The organism is Bradyrhizobium sp. AUGA SZCCT0160 (genome assembly GCF_018130105.1).
Taxonomy (GTDB): Bacteria; Pseudomonadota; Alphaproteobacteria; order Rhizobiales; family Xanthobacteraceae; genus Bradyrhizobium.
Genome location: NZ_JAFCMD010000003.1, coordinates 1 through 18,214 on the forward strand (window position 1 = coordinate 1; position 18,214 = coordinate 18,214).

Here is an 18,214-nt window from a genome sequence, read left to right on the forward strand (position 1 = left end):
TAAGCCGTAAAGCCATTGCGCAGGGAAGGCCGGGTGTTCTCCGCTGCCCTGTATGCTCGTGTGCAGCTTTTTTAGTGCAAATCGCACACGAGACCGCGGGTGCAGCGCGCACCCGGTCTTCCCTGCGCCCTCTCATTTCGGGGCAAGGAATTTCTGACAAAGCTCGGGCGCAATGCGTCGCGAGAAGGTAAACACACATTCAGCTGTCATCACCCGCGCATGCGGGTGATCCAGTATTCCAGAGGCGCTGATGATAGAACCGAGAAGCCGCGGCGTACTGGATCCCCGCCTGCGCGGGGATGACGACCGTTGTACCCACTCAATACCCACGTTGACGCCTCGTTTGACCTGCGCCAATCTCTGTCAAAAGCAATAAACAAAACTCCGGAGGTCACGCCATGCTCCGCGCCGAAGACAACAGGTTCCTGACCGAAAGCGGTGCGGGAACGGGAATGGGCGAGTTGCTTCGCCGGTTCTGGATGCCGGTGCTGCTGTCGGCGGAACTGCCTGATGCCGATGGCACCCCGAAGAAGATCATGGTCATGGGCGAGGAGCTGCTCGCCTTCCGCGACTCCAGAGGCGTCGTCGGCGTTATCGATCAGTATTGTCCGCACCGCGGCGCCAATCTCTGGCTCGGCCGCAACGAGGAGTGCGGCATCCGCTGCGTCTATCACGGCTGGAAGTTCGACACCGATGGCAACTGCGTCGACATGCCGACCTCCTATCCCGATCTGAATGCCAAGGACCTGATCAGGATCAAATCCTATCCGGTGCGCGAATGGGGCGAGATGATCTGGGCCTATATGGGCCCGGCGGATCAGATGCCGGAACTGCCCGCGCTGGAAATGGCGCTGGTGCCGGCCTCGCACCGCTACGTCACCAAGAAATGGCAGGACTGCAACTGGGTGCAGGCGCTCGAAGGCTCCATCGACACCGCGCATTTCACCTTCGCGCACCTCAGCTTCGAGAAAGAAGAGAACGAGATCCTCGACATCAAGAAGCATTTTGTGAACCCGCTGACGCGCGTTGCGACCGACCACATGCGCTGGATCGCCGAGGACCCGCGCCCGGTGATCAAGATCAGCCCGCACGCGGCCGGACTGACCGTCGCCGGCGGGCGGCTCACCGGGTCCGACAACATCTATTGGCGCATCGCCCAGTTCCTGATGCCGGTGCATGCCTATGCGCCGAGCTCGATGCCGGGCGAGAACATTTTTGGCCAAAGCTTCGTTCCGGTGACCGACACCAGTTGCTGGATCTACACTTACGCGTGGAATCCCGAGCGTCCGTTGACGCAGGCCGAGCGCGACGGCTACGATCGCGGCAACGGCGTGATGTCGGAAGTCGACGAGAACTACATTCCGCTGCGCAACAAGGCCAACGACTATCTGATCGACCGCAAGCTGCAGAAGACCAAAAGCTACACCGGCATCAAGGGCGTCTCCGAACAGGACGCCGCGGTGCAGGACAGCCAGGGCCCGATTGCCGACCGGACGCGAGAACATCTCGGCCCGACTGATTTGGGCATCATGCATTTCCGCAAACTGGTGATGGAGGCCGCCCGCGCCCTGCAGCAGGGCGAGGCGCCGCCGCATGCCCGGCATCAGGACCGCTACACGGTGCGCTCCGGCGCCTGCGTCACCAGCAAGACGAAAGACCTCACCGCCGTGATGATCGAGCGCTTCGGCGATCCGGCGGGGTTCGTCGGTGGCTCGGGGCGGAATGTTGCGGCGGAGTGACGTGTCGTCCCGGCCTTGAGCTCAGATGCGCAATTGCGCATCGGGGGACCCATCCGCCGCGGCCGGCGTTGTGAGCAAAGGAAGACAACGATCAGCGTGTAAAACAATGATCGCCGGTGGTTATGGGTCCCGGCTCAAGGCCGGGACGACGTGTGGATGGATGCGGGCCTACAACGGAATCCTTCGATACTCCCGGTTGCTCAAACTCGCTTCCTCCAGATCGAGGTCGCGCTCGATCCGGCGCCGGGTCTCGTCGGTGATCTTGCCGTCGCGCAGCAAGGCGTGAATGAATTTCCGTTCCGTCGCGATCAATTCGCGCGTCAGTTCGGTGCCGGCCGCCGAGGCGTCGTCCACATCGGGATTGAACGAATCGGGCAGCTGGTTGGTGCGGGACTCGTGCCGTGCGCGGAGCAGCTTGACGACTTCGTCGGTCAATTCGCGGTCGTTGGTGATGGCATCGAGCGATTTGAGCGCGGCATCGAGCGCCTCGCGCCGCGCCGCGATTTCGGCTTCGTGCTCGGCGATGTGTTCGTCGCGGCCGGCCTGCGTCAGCCCGAGCCAGCGCACCACCAGCGGCAGGCCCGACCCCAGTCCGACCAGGGTGATGAAAATGACGCCGAAGGACACGAACAGGATCAGGTCGCGATGCGGGAACGCGTCGCCATTCGGCAGTGCAAGCGGCAGTGCCAGCGCCGCGGCAAGCGACACCGCGCCGCGCACGCCGGTGAAGGCGATCACGAAGGTGTTTCGCCAGGGAGGACTGGGATCGCGCGCCCGCAGGCGCGGGTTCAAGAGGCGCGGCAGATAGATGGCGGGAAAGACCCAGGCGAACCGCGCGACGATCACGATCACCGTGACCAGCGCGGTGGCGAACAAGATCTCGTCCAGCGGAAACGCCTTCGACTTCTCGTACAGCGAGCGCATCTGGAAGCCGGTGAGCAGGAACAGAAGGCCCTCGACCAGATAGATCACGAGGTCCCAGAAGAAGATGCCCTGCAGGCGGGTGGCCGATGAGATCAGCAGCGGCCCGTTCCAGCTCATATAAAGCCCGCACGCGACGGTCGCGATCACGCCGGAACCGCCGAGATGGTGCGGAATCCAGAAGGCGAGGTAGGGCGTGATCAGCGACAGCGTGATCTCGACCTGCGGATCGCGGGCGCGGTGGCGCATGCGCAGGCTGAGCCAGCCCACCGCAAGACCGAACAGCAACTCGCCGACGACGATGACAGCAAACGTGCCGGTCGCTTTCGGCAGCGAGAACATGCCGGTGAGGATCGCCGCGACCGCGAAGCGATAGAGGATCAACGCGGTCGCATCGTTGACCAGGCCCTCGCCCTCGAGCACGACCAGGATCCGGCGCGGCATGCCGAGCTTGCGGGCAATCGCCAGCGGCGCCACCACGTCCGGCGGTGCGACGATGGCACCCAGCAGGAAACCGACGGTCCATGGCAGCCCGATCAGATAATGCGTGGCGGCGGCGACCGCGAAAGCGGTGAAGATCACGCAGCCGACCGCCAGCAGCGTGATTGGGCGGAGGTTGAATTTGAACTCGCGCCAGCTCATGGCGACGCTGGCCGAATAGATCAGCGGCGGCAGCACCACCACCAGCACCAGTTCCGGCGGCAGTTCGATCGACGGCATGCCCGGCACGAAGGCGAGCGCGATACCGACGAGCATCATCAGGATCGCCGACGCGACATTGACCCGCCGCGCCAGCAGGGCGGTACCGGCCAGCACGGCGAGCAGGATCAAAAAGATCTGAAATTTGGTCTCCATGATCTCCCCAATTCGCAGGGAAACCCCTCGGACGTCAATCCGTTCAGATCGACCCGCGGACGGAGACGGCTACTCGCGCAGATCGTAGCGGTAGGATTTTGAGACGATCTTCCAGCCGTCCGAGAGCTTCATCGCCACCAGATAGTCGGTGAAGTAACGCGGCGGCAACTGGCAGCGCACCTTGATGAAGGCGGTGGACTCGTCCGAGCGGTCGATGGTGACGATGAAGTCCTCGCGCGGCTTGCCTTCCGCCTTCGCCGACGGGCGCTTGCGCACGCGGTCCAGCCAGTCCGGCACGGTCAGCACCTGCAATTCGCCCTTCTCCACCCAGCGCAAATCGGCGGTGGGATCGAAGATCGCGCCGAGCTTGTCGGCATTGCCTTCATACAGGCCGTCGAAATAATTCTGGACGACGGCTTCGACGCTCGATCGGTCTTCGCTCACAATAGTCCTCCCCAGGATGCAGGATTGTTCGAATTGAAGTAAGCCACGAACAGATGCATTGCGCTATGGATGAGTTCAAGACCGCAGCAGGGAATTGAATCATGACGGGTTCAGCGAATTCGAATGCTCGCATTCTGGCCGGAGAATGCTTCTGCGGCGCGGTGCATTACGCCGTGGCCGATTCATTCGAATATGCCTTCAATTGCCATTGTTCGAATTGCCGGCGGACCACCGGTTCGGCGTTCAAGCCGTTTGCCGGAATCGCGCGCGACAGGCTCAGTATCACCGCGGGTGACGATATCGTGATGATCCATGGCGACGATGCCGGTCACAACGCGCACTGCCGGCGATGCGGCTCGTTGCTCTATTCGGTGGTGCGCGATGGCGCCTTCGTCCATGTCGCGATGGGGACGCTGGTCGATGCTCCCTTGATCCGCCCGTCCGCCCACATCTTCGTGGGTTCCAAGGCGCCCTGGTTCTCCATCACCGACGATTTGCCGCAGTACCAGGGTCACGTTGTCCGGGCTGAACGCCCGGAATAGGCGTAGCAATTGGCGGGACGAGGCCGGCCGGACGAGCCTGGCTCAAACACGACCGGCCAACGGGCGGACCCGTGGCCTGTTTGCCGGATTGGCGGTAAAATGCCGGCGCGATCCGGGTCGATGCGGTTCGTGACCCAACTCACAAAGCCGGCCCTATGCCCATGATAGGTATACCCGGTGCGAAAGAGCGAGGCTCCGGAAGCGTCATGATCAGGTCTGGATCTCTAAAATTGCATCGATGGGTGCTTGCCGCCGCGGCGCTGCTGGCGGTGTGCCAGCCGGCGTTTGCCGAGAAGCGCGTCGCCCTGGTGCTTGGCAACTCCGCCTACAGGAATGTCCCGCAGCTTGCCAATCCGGTTAACGACAGCGCCAAGATCGCCGCGACACTGAAGGAGGCCGGCTTCGATGTCGTCGATTCCCGCCGCGATCTGCCCGCGGCCGAAACCCGGCGCGCGCTGCGCGACTTCGCCGACCGTGCCCGGGACGCCGACATCGCCGTCGTCTATTACGCCGGCCATGGCATCGAGGTGGACGGCTCGAATTATCTGATTCCGGTGGATGCAAAACTGGAACGCGATACGGACGTTTACGACGAGGCCCTGTCGCTGGATCGCGTGCTGATCGCGATCGAGCCGGCCAAGAAATTGCGGCTCGTCATTCTCGATGCCTGCCGGGACAATCCGTTTGCCAAGACCATGAAGCGGACGGTTGCCTCGCGCGCGATCGGGCAGGGCCTGGCCAAGGTGGAGCCGAGCAGCCCGAACGTGCTGATCGCCTATTCGGCCAAGGCCGGATTCACCGCGGCCGATGGCGATGGCCAGAACAGCCCGTTCACGGCAGCGCTGTCGCGCCATATCGCGACGCCGGGGCTCGACGTGCGCCGCGCGTTCGGATTTGTCCGCGACGAAGTGCTCAAGACCACCGGCAACCGGCAGGAGCCGTTTGTCTATGGTTCGCTGGGCGGCGAAGACGTGCCGCTGGTGCCGGCCCCTGCCAAACCGGCGCCCGCCGCAGCGGCGCCAGCGCCCGCACTCAGCGCGCAGGCCGAAGCCCGCCGCGATTACGAACTGGCGCTTCAGCTCGGCAACAAGAACGCGCTCGATGCCTTCCTCAAGCAGTATCCTGACGGCTTCTACGCCAGCCTCGCCAAGCTGCAGCTCGACAAGATCGCCGCCGAGGAAATCCGCATCGCTGCCACCGAGAAGGCGCGGCTGGCCGAGCAGGAGCGGGCGCGGCTCGTCGCCGAAGGCGCCCAGCGATCGGAGCAGTCGAAGGCCGAGGCCGATGTCAGGGCGGCCGAGCAGGCGCGCATCGCCGCCGAAAAGGCCAAGCAGATTGCGCAGGACCAGGCCACGGCGGCCGAACAGAAACGCCTCGCGGCTGAAGCACCCGCGCCCGCCAAGGAACAACCTGTCAAGGAAAAGGCCGTCAATCTCGCGGCCCTGCCCCCCGCATCGGCCCCGGCCGACGTCACCAAATCGGTGCAGGCCGAACTGCGCCGTGTCGGCTGCCTGACCGGCGCTGCCGATGGCGACTGGAACGCGGCTTCGCAGCGCTCGCTGACGCTGTTCAACCGCTACGCCGGGACCAGGCTTGATGCCAAAGTGGCCAGCGTCGACGCGCTGGATGCGATCAAGCTGAAACCGTCACGCGTCTGTCCGCTGGTCTGCGAACATGGTTTCAGGGCCGATGGCGACCGCTGCAGCAGGATCACTTGCGCCCAGGGTTCGGTGCTCAACGACGACAATGAATGCGAAAAGCGCCGCGGCAACAAGCCGGTGGCCAAACGCGATACCGATGATCGCCCGGAGCGTCCGGTGCGGGAACGGCCGCGGCCCGAGGTCAGCGCGCCCAGGCCTCAAGGATCGCCTCAGGCATCCGGCCGGGCATCTGGCCAGCTCGTATGCGATCAGTCCGGCTGCCGTTCCGCGAGCGCCGGTTGCCGCGTCGAGTTCAGGACGTTTGAGGCGGGCGGCCCATATCCAAGCGGCGGCAATATCCAGGTGTGCCGCTGACGCGACATAGCGTTTTCGAGCGAAGTGGATACCGGTTCGCGTGAAGAAAACGCGTCAAAACAAGAGTCTAGATCGCGCTCGCGGCGATATTGACCATCAGCGCGACCAGCGCGGTATTGAACACGAACGCGATGATGCCGTGCACGGTAGCGGTGCGGCGGATGATCTTGTCGGTGATCCCGACATCGGAAACCTGCGCGGTCATCCCGATCACGAACGAGAAGTAGACGAAATCCCAGTAATCGGCGTCCTCATGCCGGTCGCCGCTTGGAAACTGCAGGCCGCCGGGTTTGCCGCCGCGGTAATATTCATGCGCGTAGTGCAGCGAGAACGCGGTGTGTACCGCCGCCCATGACAAAACGATGGTCACCGTCGCCAGCACCAGTCCCGGCGCGCTGCGGTTGGAGGCACCGAGTTCGAACACGATGGCCGCGATGCTGGCAAACGCGCCGAGCGCCGTCAGCAGCAGGATCAGGAAGCGGCCGTCGTCCTGCAGCGCCGCGTTGCGGCGGATGTGCGCCATGCCGCTGCGAAACACCATGGTGAAAACCAGCACCAGATACAACGCGACGAAAATATCCCAGCTGACCAGCAACCGCGTTACCAGCCTTAGCGAGCCCGGCAGCGAGAAGAACGCAACGATACCGACTGCGATCGCGATGAAGGTGCGTGGCCGCCCATAGACCACACGGAGCAGAACCGGCTTTTTCCTGAACCGGTCGACGAGCTCGTCGAGTTCCTTCTGCGATGGCACGTCAGCTCTTGCGATCGGCGACGAAGCGCGACGCGGCCTTCAGCACGTCACCCTTGGCGCCGAAGATCGACAGCGCGGAATCCGCGCGCGCCAGCAGATCGCGCACGCGCTGTTTGGCGCCGTCGATGCCGAGCTGGGTGACGAAGGTGGTCTTGCCGAGCGCCGCATCGGCGCCGGCCGGCTTGCCGAGCGCGGCGGCGTCGCCCTCGACGTCGAGCAGATCGTCGGCGATCTGGAACGCCTCGCCGAGCGCGCGGCCGTAATCGTCGAGCGCCTGATATTCCTGTTGCGTGGACTGGCCGAGGATCGCGCCCGCGATGCAGCCATAGCGCAGCAGCGCGCCGGTCTTCATCTGCTGCAGCCGCGCCACGTCGACCGGCTCGCGGTCGCCGAATCGGCCTTCGCCGGCGAGGTCGAGTATTTGTCCACCGACCATGCCGCCGATCCCCGAGGCGCGAGCGAGCGCACGGGTCAGCAGCAGGCGCACGGTGGGATCCGAATGAATCTCGTCGCGGGTCACGATGTCGAACGCCAGCGTCAGCAAACCGTCGCCGGCGAGGATCGCGGTGGCGTCGTCGGTCTTCTTGTGCAGCGTCGGCCGGCCGCGGCGCAGGTCGCTGTTGTCCATCGCCGGCAGATCGTCATGGATCAGTGAATAGCAGTGGATGCATTCGAGCGCGGCGCCGGCGAGCAGCGCCGCGTCGCGCGGAACCCCGAACACGGCCGAGCTCTCGACCACCAGAAACGGCCGCAGGCGCTTGCCGCCGCCGAGGCTTGAATAGCGCATCGCATCCATCAGCCGCTTCGGCCGCGCGATCTCGTCTGATAACAGCGTATCCGACAGCAGCTTGGCCAGCAGGGCCTCGGTATCTTCGGCGGTCTGATCCAATCGTTTGGTAAAATCGGCAGTGGCGGTCGTCATTTAAGAATGGCTCCAGGTCAATTTCGTCGTCAATTTTGCCGGACAATCGTTGATGGCACGGCGTCAGTCAATTCCGCCTCCCGGCTTGAGACGCCTTAAAAGCGCTGGAAAACCCACGAAATATCATGGTGATGTCACCTATTAAGGGGTCTCTTGACCGATCCTCGACCCGGCTGGGCTGAACCGGAAGCATTCGAATTTGCGCTTTGTCCGAATCTTATTGCTGATTTTGCTGGCGCTGCTGCTGTTGCCGTATCTGGTGACGCCGTTCTATCGCACCGGCCATCCGGTCTCGACGCTGATGGCCTGGCGCTGGCTCAAGGGCGCGCCGGTGTCGCGGCAATGGATCGATTTCAAGGCGATTTCGCCGGCGCTGCCGCGTTCGGTGGTGGGCTCCGAGGACGCCAAATTCTGCGGCCATCGCGGGGTCGATTGGAGCGCGCTGCAGGATGCGATCGAGGATCACGAGGAAGGCGAGGTGTCGGGTGGCGGCTCCACCATCACCCAGCAGGTGGCCAAGAACCTGTTCCTGTGGCCGGGCCGCAGCGTGGTCCGCAAAGCGCTGGAGCTGCCGCTGGCGATGTGGATCGACCTGGTGCTGTCCAAGCAGCGGATTCTCGAGATCTACCTCAATATCGCCGAACTCGGCCCCTCCGGGCAGTTCGGCGCCGAGGCAGGGTCCCAATACGCGTTCGGTCGTTCGGCTGCGACCCTGTCGCCGCGCGAGGCGGCCCTGCTGGCGGCGATCCTGCCCAATCCGGTCAGACGCAGCGCCCGGAATCCCGGGCCCGGGGTGCGGCGTCTGGCCGGCACCTACATGGCCCGGGCGAATGCCGCGGCCTTGCAGCGCTGCTGGAGCGAAAATCGTGCATTTTGAGCCAATTTTCGGCCGATTTAACCCTGGCAAAGCCTAGCTTTACGTCATCCCTTCCTCTATAAGCGCGGCCTTATCGGCATCGCAGCCCGTGCTTTGAAGCGCTGGGCGGTCCGCTACCTAGCACGATGCCCTCCGACAACACCCCTAGAGGACCGTTATGGCCGTTCCCAGAAGAAAAACATCGCCCTCGCGGCGTGGCATGCGCCGCTCGGCGGACGCCCTGAAGAAGCCGACCTATGCCGAAGACAAGGATTCGGGCGAATTGCGCCGTCCGCACCACCTCGACCTGAAGACCGGCATGTACAAGGGCCGGCAGGTTCTGAAGGCCAAGAAGGAATCCTGATCGGGCCCAGGCTTGGCGCGGCGGTTCAGCCGTGCCTGCCTGAATTCGGCCAACGGATGGGGTAAGACGGTTCCCGGTGGCGAAGCGTGAAGCTTCGCCTTAGGAGCGTTCAAGTTTCCTTTAGTTAAGGCCTTGCCGATGTCCATGGTCGGATTTCCGCTACTCCTGATTCCGCTCGCGATCTACAACATCATCGCCTTCCTGATGCCGGAAGTCGCTTTCGGCACGCCGCTGCTGAAGCTGATGCTGATGTCGGGCGTGGAATGGCAGGTGACGCTGAGCGACGTTCTGGTCGCGGTCGGCATCTTCCTGTTGATGTTCGAAGTCATCAAAGGCGCGCGTCCCGGCGCGAAATATCTCACCGACCATCTGCTGTCGCTGATCGTGTTCGGCGCGGCCGCTGCCGAATTCGTGCTGTGGCCGAAGTTCGGCACCTCAACCTATTTCCTGCTGACGTCGCTTGCGCTGGTCGACTTCCTGTCCGGCCTTGCCTTGCGCACGCGGCGGCGTGCGGTCGTGGCGCCTGCGGTGTCCGCCAAGGGCACCAGAAGAGCTGAACCGGAGGCCGAGCCGCCAGTGGCCGAGCCGAAGCCAGAGCCTGCGCCGGCAAAAGCGCCAGCGCCGCCCGCGGCATCGGTCGCTGAATCAGTGCTGCTGGATCGCCCGGAACCGGCACCCGCACCTGCGGTCGCGCCCCATGCGGCTTCGCCGGAGGTCCCCTCGCCGGAAGTCCCCTCGCCGGGGATACAGCCGGGTAGCGGTACGACTCCGTCCCCGGACAAGCCGCCGCGCTGACCGGTCGTCGGATCAGGTTTCTTGCTCAGATGACCTGCCGGGTCCGCCGTGCCACGCTGCGGCGTTCCTGTGGGTGTGCGCCATAGGCCGCCTGCGCATCCTCGATCGAGGCACGTCGCATGCAGCGCGTTTGTGGGGCCTGGTCGGCGGTCGCGATCAGTTGAGTCAGAAAGGTCGGGTCGGGTCGCGCCATGGTCGCTTTCCGCGACCAGTGCACCGGTTGGGTCACCGGCACGAGCGCGACACAGGCCGGCGCGTCGGCGTCGGAGACGTCTACGTCCAGGATATCTTCTGATCGTTCGGTATCCAGCATCGCACACCGCAACCGGCTAAAACTGTCACGTTTTGGGACGTGAAACCCTACTTCGATCTGCTCCTCGCAAGGCCTATGCCGATACGTGGCGGTTGGTTCCCGAAGGTTTGCGACAGCCGCAAAACGTGGTTTCCAGATTATTTATCAACTTTGCCTAGCGTCAGATTCGATAGAACCACTATCCTCAGGCTAGCCAGAATCACCTTGCTTGTCTTTGGCCTGTCTTTGGGCTGTCCCGAATCGAGGCGACTTTGATGTCCGCTGTCCCGCAAGCCTCCAGCATCCTCGCTTCGCTCGGGCAGGCCAGTTTCGTCTGGGATCTCGCCGCCGACAGCATCGTCTGGAGCGATAACGCCGCCTCCGTCTTTACCGACATCGCCCCGGAAGCGCTGGCCAGCGGCGCCGCGTTCGCCAAGCTGATCGAGCCGAAAGGGTCGATCCGGTCAGACGCGCTGGGTCACACGGCCCCGGCACGCGGCGGCGAGGGCACAGCCTACCGGATCGAATATGGCGTGCGGGCCTCGACCTCCGCGCCCGTGATCTGGATCGAGGAAACCGGCTGCTGGTTCGCCGGCGCCGACGGCAAGCCGGCGCGCGCGCAAGGCGTCGTCCGCGTCGACAATGAGCGCCGCGCCCGCGATGAGCAGCTCGTGCGGCTCTCGCGGCACGACCCGCTGACCGGCGAACTCAATCGCACCCATTTGATCGCGGCGCTCGCCGAGGCGATTGAGGAAGCCGCGCGCTTCCGCTCGTCCTGCACCTTCATGCTGATTGGCATCGACCATCTGGCGCGCGTCAACGATGCTTTCGGCTTCGATGTCGCCGATGGCGTGATCGCGGAAGTCGGAAAACGCATTCGTGCGCGGCTGCGCGGCGGCGACGTGCTCGGGCGATTCTCCGGCAACAAATTCGGGCTGATCCTGCGTAACTGCACCGTCGACGACACCAATGTCGCGGCCGAGCGGTTTCTGGCCGGCATTCGCGACGAGGTGGTGCCGACCGTGTCCGGCCCGGTGTCGGTGACCGCGTCGATCGGCGCGATCAGCATCCCACGTTACGCCCGCAGCGCCGATGAGGCCGTCACCCGCGCCCAGGAAACGCTGGACGGCGCCAAGAGCCGCCGCGCCGGATCATTTTCGCTGTGGAAGCCCAATGTGGAGCGCGACGCCCAGCGCCGCGTCAACATCCGCGTCACCGACGAAATCGTCACCGCGCTGAACGAGCGCCGGATCGTGACCGCGTTCGAGCCGGTGGTCGAAGCGCGCTCGCGCCAGCCGACGTTCTACGAATGCCTGGTGCGGATGGAGCAGGCCAACGGCCAGGCGTTGCTGGCACCGGATATCGTCCCCGTCGCGGAACGACTTGGCCTGATCCGGCTGGTCGATCACCGCGTGCTGGAGCTCGCGGTCGCCGAACTCGCGGCGTCACCGAACGTGCAGCTCAGCCTCAACATCTCACCCGACACCACGATGGATCCGGACTGGTCGGCCTCGATCGAATCCCTGATGCGTGCGCATCCGGGCGTGGCCGAACGGCTGATCGTGGAAATCACCGAGACCGTGGCGATCCAGGATATCGACGACATCAGGGGCTTCGTCACCCGCTTGAAGAATTTCGGCAGCCGGATCGCGATCGACGATTTCGGCGCCGGCTACACCTCGTTCCGGAATCTGCGCAAGCTCGGCGTCGACATCGTCAAGATCGACGGCGCCTTCGTGCAGAACATCGCGCGCTCGGCCGATGACCGCGCCTTCGTACAGACGCTGATCGACCTGGCGCGGCGGCTGCAGATCAAGACGGTGGCGGAATGGGTGCAGGACGAAGAGTCCGCGGTCATGCTGCGCGAATGGGGTTGCGATTACATCCAGGGCCGACTGATCGGCCTCGCCTCGCCGGAGCGGCCGTGGGCCGTGCCGGCCGGGACGGTGTTGCCGGCGGCGAGTTGAAATTTCTTGCGCTGAACTATCAGCCGTCGTCCCGGACAAGCGAAGCGCGATCTCAGATGCGCAATGCGCATCGGGGGACCCATACGCCGCGGCGCTGATGGTTATCGAAGGTATCTAACGCCAACGTGCTCACCGATGGGCCGCGGCGTATGGGTCCCGGTCAAGCCCGGGACGACGTGGAGAGAGCGTACGCTACTCTTCCTTCTTCGGCTCTTTCGACATGCGCTCGAGGCGGTCCTGCATGTCTTTCATCTGACGGCGAAGGTCGTCGATGTTGTCTTCGGTGGCCGCCGGCTCCGGCGCTTTCTCGGGTTCGGCTGGCGTCACGCCGCCGCGCGGCGGCACGAACGGCTTGAACATCGAGAACGTCTGCTGAAACAGTTCCATGTTGCGGCGGACGTGTTCTTCGAGCGGCGCGAACGGCGTTCCCGAGAATGTGTTGGTGAGCTGCTTGCGGAACTTTTCCTGTTCGCGCGTCAGCGTGTCGATCGATTGTTCCAGATATTTCGGAACCACCATCTGCATGCTGTCGCCGTAGAAGCGGATCAGCTGGCGCAGGAACGTGGTCGGCAGCAGATTCTGCCCCGCCTTGTTTTCCTGCTCGAAGATGATCTGCGCCAGCACCGAGCGGGTGATGTCGTCACCGGTCTTGGCGTCATAGACGAGAAAATCCTCGCCATCCTTCACCATCGCTGCGAGATCCTCGAGCGTCACATAGGTGCTGGTGCCGGTATTATAGAGCCGCCGGTTAGCGTATTTCTTGATCGTGGTGGGTTGGTCTGACTTGGCCATGGCCATGGGGCTCACACATCCATACCGAGAGCGGGGAACCCGACGGGCATCACCGGCGGGCAGACGAGCAACGCAACGCAACAAAGTAAGCATTTTCAATGCGGCTCGGCTACCGTTTTGTGCGGCACGGTTAATTCCAAGGCATGGAGACTGCTTCGGAAACTGCCAGGGACGCTACTTTGAATGCGCCGCGGCGTGATTTTCCCCTCTGGCCGATTGACACAAGATGCCTAGGTTAACAGGATGGTCCCAAGAGACAGGCCCGCCATCCGGCCGCCCGCCGTCGAGAAACCTCAAGCCCACAGGAGATGTCCATGTCAGACGATGTCGTCATCGTCAGCGCCGCCCGCACCCCGGTCGGCAGCTTCAACGGCGCGTTCGCCACCACCCCGGCCCATGATCTCGGCGCCATCGCCATCAAGGCCGCGCTGGAGCGGGCTGGCATCGAGCCGGGCCGCGTGTCCGAAGTCATCATGGGCCAGATCCTGACCGCGGCGCAGGGCCAGAACCCCGCCCGCCAGGCCTCGATCGCGGCCGGCATCCCGGTGGAAAGCCCGGCCTGGGGCGTCAACCAGCTCTGCGGCTCGGGCCTGCGCACCGTTGCGCTCGGCTATCAGGCGCTGCTCAACGGCGATTCGGAAATCGTCGTCGCCGGCGGCCAGGAATCCATGAGCATGGCCCCGCACGCGCAATATCTGCGTGGCGGCGTCAAGATGGGCGGCCTCGAACTGGTCGACACCATGATCAAGGACGGCCTGTGGGACGCCTTCAACGGCTACCACATGGGCAACACCGCCGAGAACGTCGCGCGGCAGTACCAGATCACCCGCGCGCAGCAGGACGAGTTCGCGGTTCATTCGCAGAACAAGGCCGAGGCTGCGCAGAAGGCCGGCAAGTTCAATGACGAGATCACCCCCGTCACCATCAAGTCCCGCAAGGGCGACATCATCGTCAGCGCCGACGAATATCCGCGCCATGGCGCCACCGTCGACGCGATGGCCAAGCTGAAGCCTGCCTTCGAGAAGGACGGCACGGTCACCGCCGGCAGCGCCTCCGGCATCAATGACGGCGCCGCCGCTGTGGTGCTGATGACCGCCAAGCAGGCGGCCAAGGAAGGCAAGAAGGTTCTCGGCCGCATCGTCTCCTGGGGCCAGGCCGGCGTCGATCCCAAGATCATGGGCACCGGCCCGATCCCGGCTTCCCGCGCCGCGCTGAAGAGGGCCGGCTGGAACATCGCTGATCTGGACCTGATCGAGGCCAATGAAGCGTTCGCGGCACAGGCCTGCGCGGTCAACAAGGACCTCGGCTGGGATACCTCCAAGGTCAATGTCAATGGCGGCGCGATCGCGATCGGTCATCCCGTCGGCGCTTCCGGCGCCCGCGTGCTGGTGACGCTGCTGCACGAAATGCAGAAGCGCGATGCCAAGAAGGGCCTTGCCACACTGTGCATCGGCGGCGGCATGGGCATTGCCATGTGCATCGCACGCGACTGAACCATAGTGTTTTCAAGCGAAGTGGGTACCGGTTCGCGTCAAGAAAACGCGTACAGATAAAAGGCAGTTGGGATGCGTTGTTGATGAAAACTTCATCTGTCAACCACGGTTCAAATCGATAAAACTGAAATGCCCGGTCTTGCGCCGGGCATTTTCATCTCTGGTACGTTGTCGAGTGAGAGAACGCGCCGCACTTTGAAGAGCAGGCTTCGTCAATGACCGGGACAATTCCGGCTCGTAAAAAGACCACCAAGGAGGACTACGCATGGCACGTGTTGCATTGGTTACGGGGGGCACGAGGGGCATTGGCGCTGCGATCAGCAAATCGCTGAAGGCGGCGGGCTACAAGGTTGCGGCGAGCTATGCCGGCAATGACGCCGCGGCGGAGAAATTCAAATCGGAGACCGGCATTCCCGTTTACAAATGGGACGTCAGCTCGTTCGACGCCTGTGCGGCCGGCGTCAAGCAGGTCGAGGCCGATCTCGGCCCGGTCGACGTGCTGATCAACAATGCCGGCATCACCAAGGACGGCGCCTTCCACAAGATGACGCTCGAGCAGTGGAACGCGGTCATCAACACCAATCTCGGCTCGCTGTTCAACATGACCCGCCAGGTGATCGAAGGCATGCGCGCCCGCAAGTTCGGCCGCGTCATCAACATCTCCTCGATCAACGGCCAGAAGGGACAGTTCGGCCAGGTCAATTACTCGGCGGCCAAGGCCGGCGACATCGGCTTCACCAAGGCGCTGGCGCTGGAGAACGCCAAGGGCGGCATCACCGTGAACGCGATCTGCCCCGGCTACATCAACACCGAAATGGTGCAGGCGGTGCCGAAGGACGTGCTGGAGAAGAGCATCCTGCCGCTGATCCCGGTCAATCGCCTCGGCGAGCCCGAAGAAATCGCCCGCGCGGTGGTCTTCCTCGCCGCCGACGAGGCCGGCGCCATCACCGGCTCGACGCTGACGATCAACGGCGGGCAGTACATGGTGTGACTGCTGGGGTCCCACCGGATCGCTCGCAGCCACAATCTATCAAGAAGTCGTCATGCCCGGCCTTGTGCCGGGCATCCACGTCTTTACAACGACGTTAGAAAAACTTGGATGGCCGGGACAAGCCCGGCCATGACGGAAAAATTTCGCACCGTTGCCGGCCTCATGACCCCCCGTACCGCCACACTTATCGGACTGACCGCGATCCTGATGTGGTCGCTGCTGTCGGTCCTGACGGTTGCGACCGGGAAAATTCCGGCGTTTCAGCTCGCGGCGATGACGTTCGCGATCGGGGCGGCGGTCGCTTTCATCAGCTTCATCTGGCGGCCCGCGGCCTTCGCCGCGTTACGGCAATCGCCGACCGCGTGGGTGGTCGGCGTCGGCGGGCTGTTCGGCTATCACGCGCTGTATTTCCTGGCGCTGCGCTTTGCACCGCCGGCCGAAGCCGGTCTCTTGAATTATCTCTGGCCGCTTTTGATCGTGCTGTTCTCCTCGCTGCTGCCGGGCGAGCGGCTGGCGGCGCATCACATCGTCGGCGCGCTGCTCGGTCTCGCCGGCACGGTGTTGCTGTTGTCAGGCAACAGCGGCGGCGGCTTTGCGCCGGCGCAGATTCCGGGACTGGCGGCGGCCTTCGTCGCCGCCTTTGTGTGGGCGGCCTATTCGGTGATGTCGCGCAAGCTCAAGGCGGTGCCGACCGATGCGGTGGCCGGATTCTGCCTCGCCACCGCACTGCTCGCGGCTCTCGTCCACCGCATGGTCGAGACCACGGTCTGGCCGGAAACGTCAGGGCAATGGCTTGCCATTATCGCACTCGGCGTCGGCCCGGTCGGCGCCGCGTTCTTTACCTGGGACATCGGCATGAAGCGCGGCGACATCCGCGTGCTCGGCGCTGCGTCTTACGCAACACCGTTACTGTCGACCGCGTTTTTGATCCTCGCAGGCTTTGCCACGGCGAGTGCTACGATTGCGATTGCCGCGATCCTGATCGCCGGCGGCGGCCTGATCGCGGCAAAGGATATGGTGTGGAGGAAAGGACCGTAGGATGGGTGGAGCGCAGCGATACCCATCATCTCACCGCACGGACGCAATTGATGGGTATCGCTTCGCTCCACCCATCCTACGAAGAAGGCTCCCAATCCTTCGGCGCCATCTCGAATGTCGCAAAATCGAATCCCGGCGCCACCGTGCAGCCGACCAATGTCCAGTCGCCGGTGCTCTCGGCGGCTTGCCAGGTGTCGGGCGGCACGATCGCCTGCGGCTGTTCGCCGGCGGCTAGATTCGGGCCGAGCCTGAAACTCCATTGCCCGTCATCGTCGGCGATTTTCAACGTCAGCGCGCTGCCGGCATAGTAATGCCAGACCTCGACGGCATCGATGCGATGCCAGTGCGAGCGCTCGCCGCGCGCCAGCAGGAAATAGATCGCGGTGGATCGCGAACGGCCGCTCGCATCGGTGCGGGAATCGCGAAACGTCTCGCGATAATGCCCGCCTTCCGGATGCGGCTTCAGGTCGAGCCGCGCGATGATCTCGGCGGCACTTGTCTCGGCAGTACCTGCCGGGAGCGTCATCAGGACTTGTTCTTGCGTTCGCGCAACTCGCCGAACACGTCGGCGGCGTTGGCGCCCTTCATGTGCAGCTTGGCGGCGACCGACGGCTCGTCGGCGCGCAGGAACACGTTGGCCTTCTTTTCCTCGCCAAGCAGCGTCGGAATCGTCGGCTTGTTCTCCGCGCGCAACTTCGTCACTTCCGCGGCCCGCGCGACCAGCGCGGCATTGTCGGGCTCGACCGTGAGCGCGAATTTGACGTTGGAGGCGGTATATTCGTGGCCGCAATAGAGTTTGAAATCATCCGGCAGCGCGCGCAGCTTGAGCAGCGAATCCCACATCATGGGATAGTCGCCTTCGAACACGCGGCCGCATCCGATCGAGAACAGCGTGTCGGCGGCGAATAGCGCTTTTTCGCTGTCGAACACATAGGAGATGTGGTCGAGCGTGTGGCCGGGCGTTTCCAGCACGCGCACCAGGAGGCTGCCTACCTTGATGACGTCGCCATGGGCGGCGCGCAGATCGACATTGGCGATCGCTGCGGATTTGTCGTGCGGGGCGACGACGCGGCAATTGTACTTCTGCTTCAGCTCACTGACGCCGCCGACATGGTCGTGGTGGTGATGGGTGATCAGAATATCCGTCAGCGTCCAGCCCTCGCGTTCCAGCGCCTTGAGGATGGGGCCTGCTTCCGGCGCGTCGATCGAGGCGGTCGCTTTGGTCGCGGGATCGTGGATCAGATAGCCGAAATTGTCGTTGAGGCAGGTAAAGGTGCGAATTTCCGAAGCCATGGTATCTCCACGAACAGTATGAGTGATTTCTTGCTTGAGCATGATCTCTTCGGAAAACCGGGGCCCGTCCCGCCATCGAAGTGCGGGGCGCGCCTTTCCCGATCAAGCTCTAACACGCCACATATGGGCAGGAAATATGGC

Annotated in this window: 18 protein-coding genes; 10 read left to right on the top strand and 8 right to left on the bottom strand. The window is 63.8% G+C overall.

Features of this window, described 5'->3' with window-relative positions; translation table 11 throughout:
• Nucleotides 1-398: 398 nt before the first annotated feature.
• On the top strand, nt 399-1,739 hold the full coding sequence (locus JQ558_RS06200) for a Rieske 2Fe-2S domain-containing protein (protein ID WP_212293119.1): 1,341 nt from the start codon (nt 399-401) through the stop codon (nt 1,737-1,739).
• 168 nt (nt 1,740-1,907) lie between these two features.
• Here JQ558_RS06200 and JQ558_RS06205 read toward each other — a convergent pair whose 3' ends face one another.
• Together JQ558_RS06205 and JQ558_RS06210 are read right to left on the bottom strand one after the other, a co-directional pair.
• A complete protein-coding gene (locus JQ558_RS06205) occupies nt 1,908-3,515 on the bottom strand; it encodes a Na+/H+ antiporter (protein WP_212293120.1) in 1,608 nt (535 codons plus the stop codon).
• Nucleotides 3,516-3,584: 69 nt separating this feature from the next.
• Complete coding sequence (locus JQ558_RS06210; RefSeq protein ID WP_211998201.1) at nt 3,585-3,959, bottom strand: nuclear transport factor 2 family protein; 375 nt, start codon at nt 3,957-3,959, stop codon at nt 3,585-3,587.
• Nucleotides 3,960-4,060: 101 nt separating this feature from the next.
• Between JQ558_RS06210 and JQ558_RS06215 the strand changes: the two genes are divergently transcribed.
• Together JQ558_RS06215 and JQ558_RS06220 are read left to right on the top strand one after the other, a co-directional pair.
• Nucleotides 4,061-4,501, top strand: coding sequence for a GFA family protein (locus JQ558_RS06215; protein WP_212293121.1), 441 nt, complete (start codon nt 4,061-4,063; stop codon nt 4,499-4,501).
• A 206-nt stretch (nt 4,502-4,707) separates the two neighbouring features.
• Complete coding sequence (locus JQ558_RS06220) at nt 4,708-6,516, top strand: caspase family protein (RefSeq protein WP_212293122.1); 1,809 nt, start codon at nt 4,708-4,710, stop codon at nt 6,514-6,516.
• Nucleotides 6,517-6,583: 67 nt separating this feature from the next.
• On the opposite strand, the gene JQ558_RS06225 is transcribed toward JQ558_RS06220, so the two are convergent.
• The gene (locus JQ558_RS06225) at nt 6,584-7,270 is read right to left on the bottom strand and encodes a DUF1345 domain-containing protein (RefSeq protein WP_212293123.1); all 687 of its coding nucleotides are present in this window, start codon (nt 7,268-7,270) and stop codon (nt 6,584-6,586) included.
• A 1-nt stretch (nt 7,271) separates the two neighbouring features.
• The gene (locus JQ558_RS06230; RefSeq protein WP_192736443.1) at nt 7,272-8,192 is read right to left on the bottom strand and encodes a polyprenyl synthetase family protein; all 921 of its coding nucleotides are present in this window, start codon (nt 8,190-8,192) and stop codon (nt 7,272-7,274) included.
• Between the two features lie 199 nt (nt 8,193-8,391).
• On the opposite strand from JQ558_RS06230, the gene mtgA reads away from it, so the two are divergent.
• The 3 genes from mtgA (at nt 8,392) to JQ558_RS06245 (ending at nt 10,207) form a co-directional block, all read left to right on the top strand.
• On the top strand, nt 8,392-9,069 hold the full coding sequence (mtgA, locus tag JQ558_RS06235; protein WP_212293124.1) for a monofunctional biosynthetic peptidoglycan transglycosylase: 678 nt from the start codon (nt 8,392-8,394) through the stop codon (nt 9,067-9,069).
• A gap of 157 nt (nt 9,070-9,226) precedes the next feature.
• Nucleotides 9,227-9,412: a 50S ribosomal protein L32 gene (gene rpmF / locus JQ558_RS06240; RefSeq protein WP_027540899.1), complete on the top strand. Its 186-nt coding sequence runs from the start codon at nt 9,227-9,229 to the stop codon at nt 9,410-9,412.
• 144 nt (nt 9,413-9,556) lie between these two features.
• Nucleotides 9,557-10,207, top strand: coding sequence for a hypothetical protein (locus JQ558_RS06245; protein WP_212274331.1), 651 nt, complete (start codon nt 9,557-9,559; stop codon nt 10,205-10,207).
• A gap of 25 nt (nt 10,208-10,232) precedes the next feature.
• Here JQ558_RS06245 and JQ558_RS06250 read toward each other — a convergent pair whose 3' ends face one another.
• Complete coding sequence (locus JQ558_RS06250; protein WP_249128095.1) at nt 10,233-10,520, bottom strand: hypothetical protein; 288 nt, start codon at nt 10,518-10,520, stop codon at nt 10,233-10,235.
• Between the two features lie 254 nt (nt 10,521-10,774).
• Here JQ558_RS06250 and JQ558_RS06255 point away from each other — a divergent pair, with 254 nt between their 5' ends.
• Entirely contained in the window at nt 10,775-12,466 is a 1,692-nt protein-coding gene (locus JQ558_RS06255) for a bifunctional diguanylate cyclase/phosphodiesterase (RefSeq protein WP_212293125.1), read from the top strand.
• 192 nt (nt 12,467-12,658) lie between these two features.
• Here JQ558_RS06255 and phaR read toward each other — a convergent pair whose 3' ends face one another.
• Nucleotides 12,659-13,258 (bottom strand): polyhydroxyalkanoate synthesis repressor PhaR, encoded by a 600-nt coding sequence (gene phaR / locus JQ558_RS06260; RefSeq protein WP_212213804.1) that lies wholly within the window; start codon nt 13,256-13,258, stop codon nt 12,659-12,661.
• A gap of 314 nt (nt 13,259-13,572) precedes the next feature.
• On the opposite strand from phaR, the gene JQ558_RS06265 reads away from it, so the two are divergent.
• The 3 genes from JQ558_RS06265 to JQ558_RS06275 all read left to right on the top strand — a co-directional run bounded on the left by JQ558_RS06265 (nt 13,573) and on the right by JQ558_RS06275 (nt 16,780).
• Entirely contained in the window at nt 13,573-14,751 is a 1,179-nt protein-coding gene (locus JQ558_RS06265; protein ID WP_212213806.1) for an acetyl-CoA C-acetyltransferase, read from the top strand.
• A 265-nt stretch (nt 14,752-15,016) separates the two neighbouring features.
• Complete coding sequence (phbB, locus tag JQ558_RS06270; RefSeq protein ID WP_192736448.1) at nt 15,017-15,742, top strand: acetoacetyl-CoA reductase; 726 nt, start codon at nt 15,017-15,019, stop codon at nt 15,740-15,742.
• Nucleotides 15,743-15,904: 162 nt separating this feature from the next.
• Nucleotides 15,905-16,780: a DMT family transporter gene (locus JQ558_RS06275; protein ID WP_212213808.1), complete on the top strand. Its 876-nt coding sequence runs from the start codon at nt 15,905-15,907 to the stop codon at nt 16,778-16,780.
• 76 nt (nt 16,781-16,856) lie between these two features.
• Here the strand turns inward: JQ558_RS06275 and JQ558_RS06280 are convergent, their stop codons facing one another.
• Nucleotides 16,857-17,306 (bottom strand): cupin domain-containing protein, encoded by a 450-nt coding sequence (locus JQ558_RS06280; RefSeq protein ID WP_212213810.1) that lies wholly within the window; start codon nt 17,304-17,306, stop codon nt 16,857-16,859.
• Entirely contained in the window at nt 17,306-18,073 is a 768-nt protein-coding gene (gloB, locus tag JQ558_RS06285) for a hydroxyacylglutathione hydrolase (RefSeq protein ID WP_212274254.1), read from the bottom strand. Before gloB ends, JQ558_RS06280 begins: the two co-directional genes overlap by 1 nt.
• Nucleotides 18,074-18,214 lie beyond the last annotated feature (141 nt).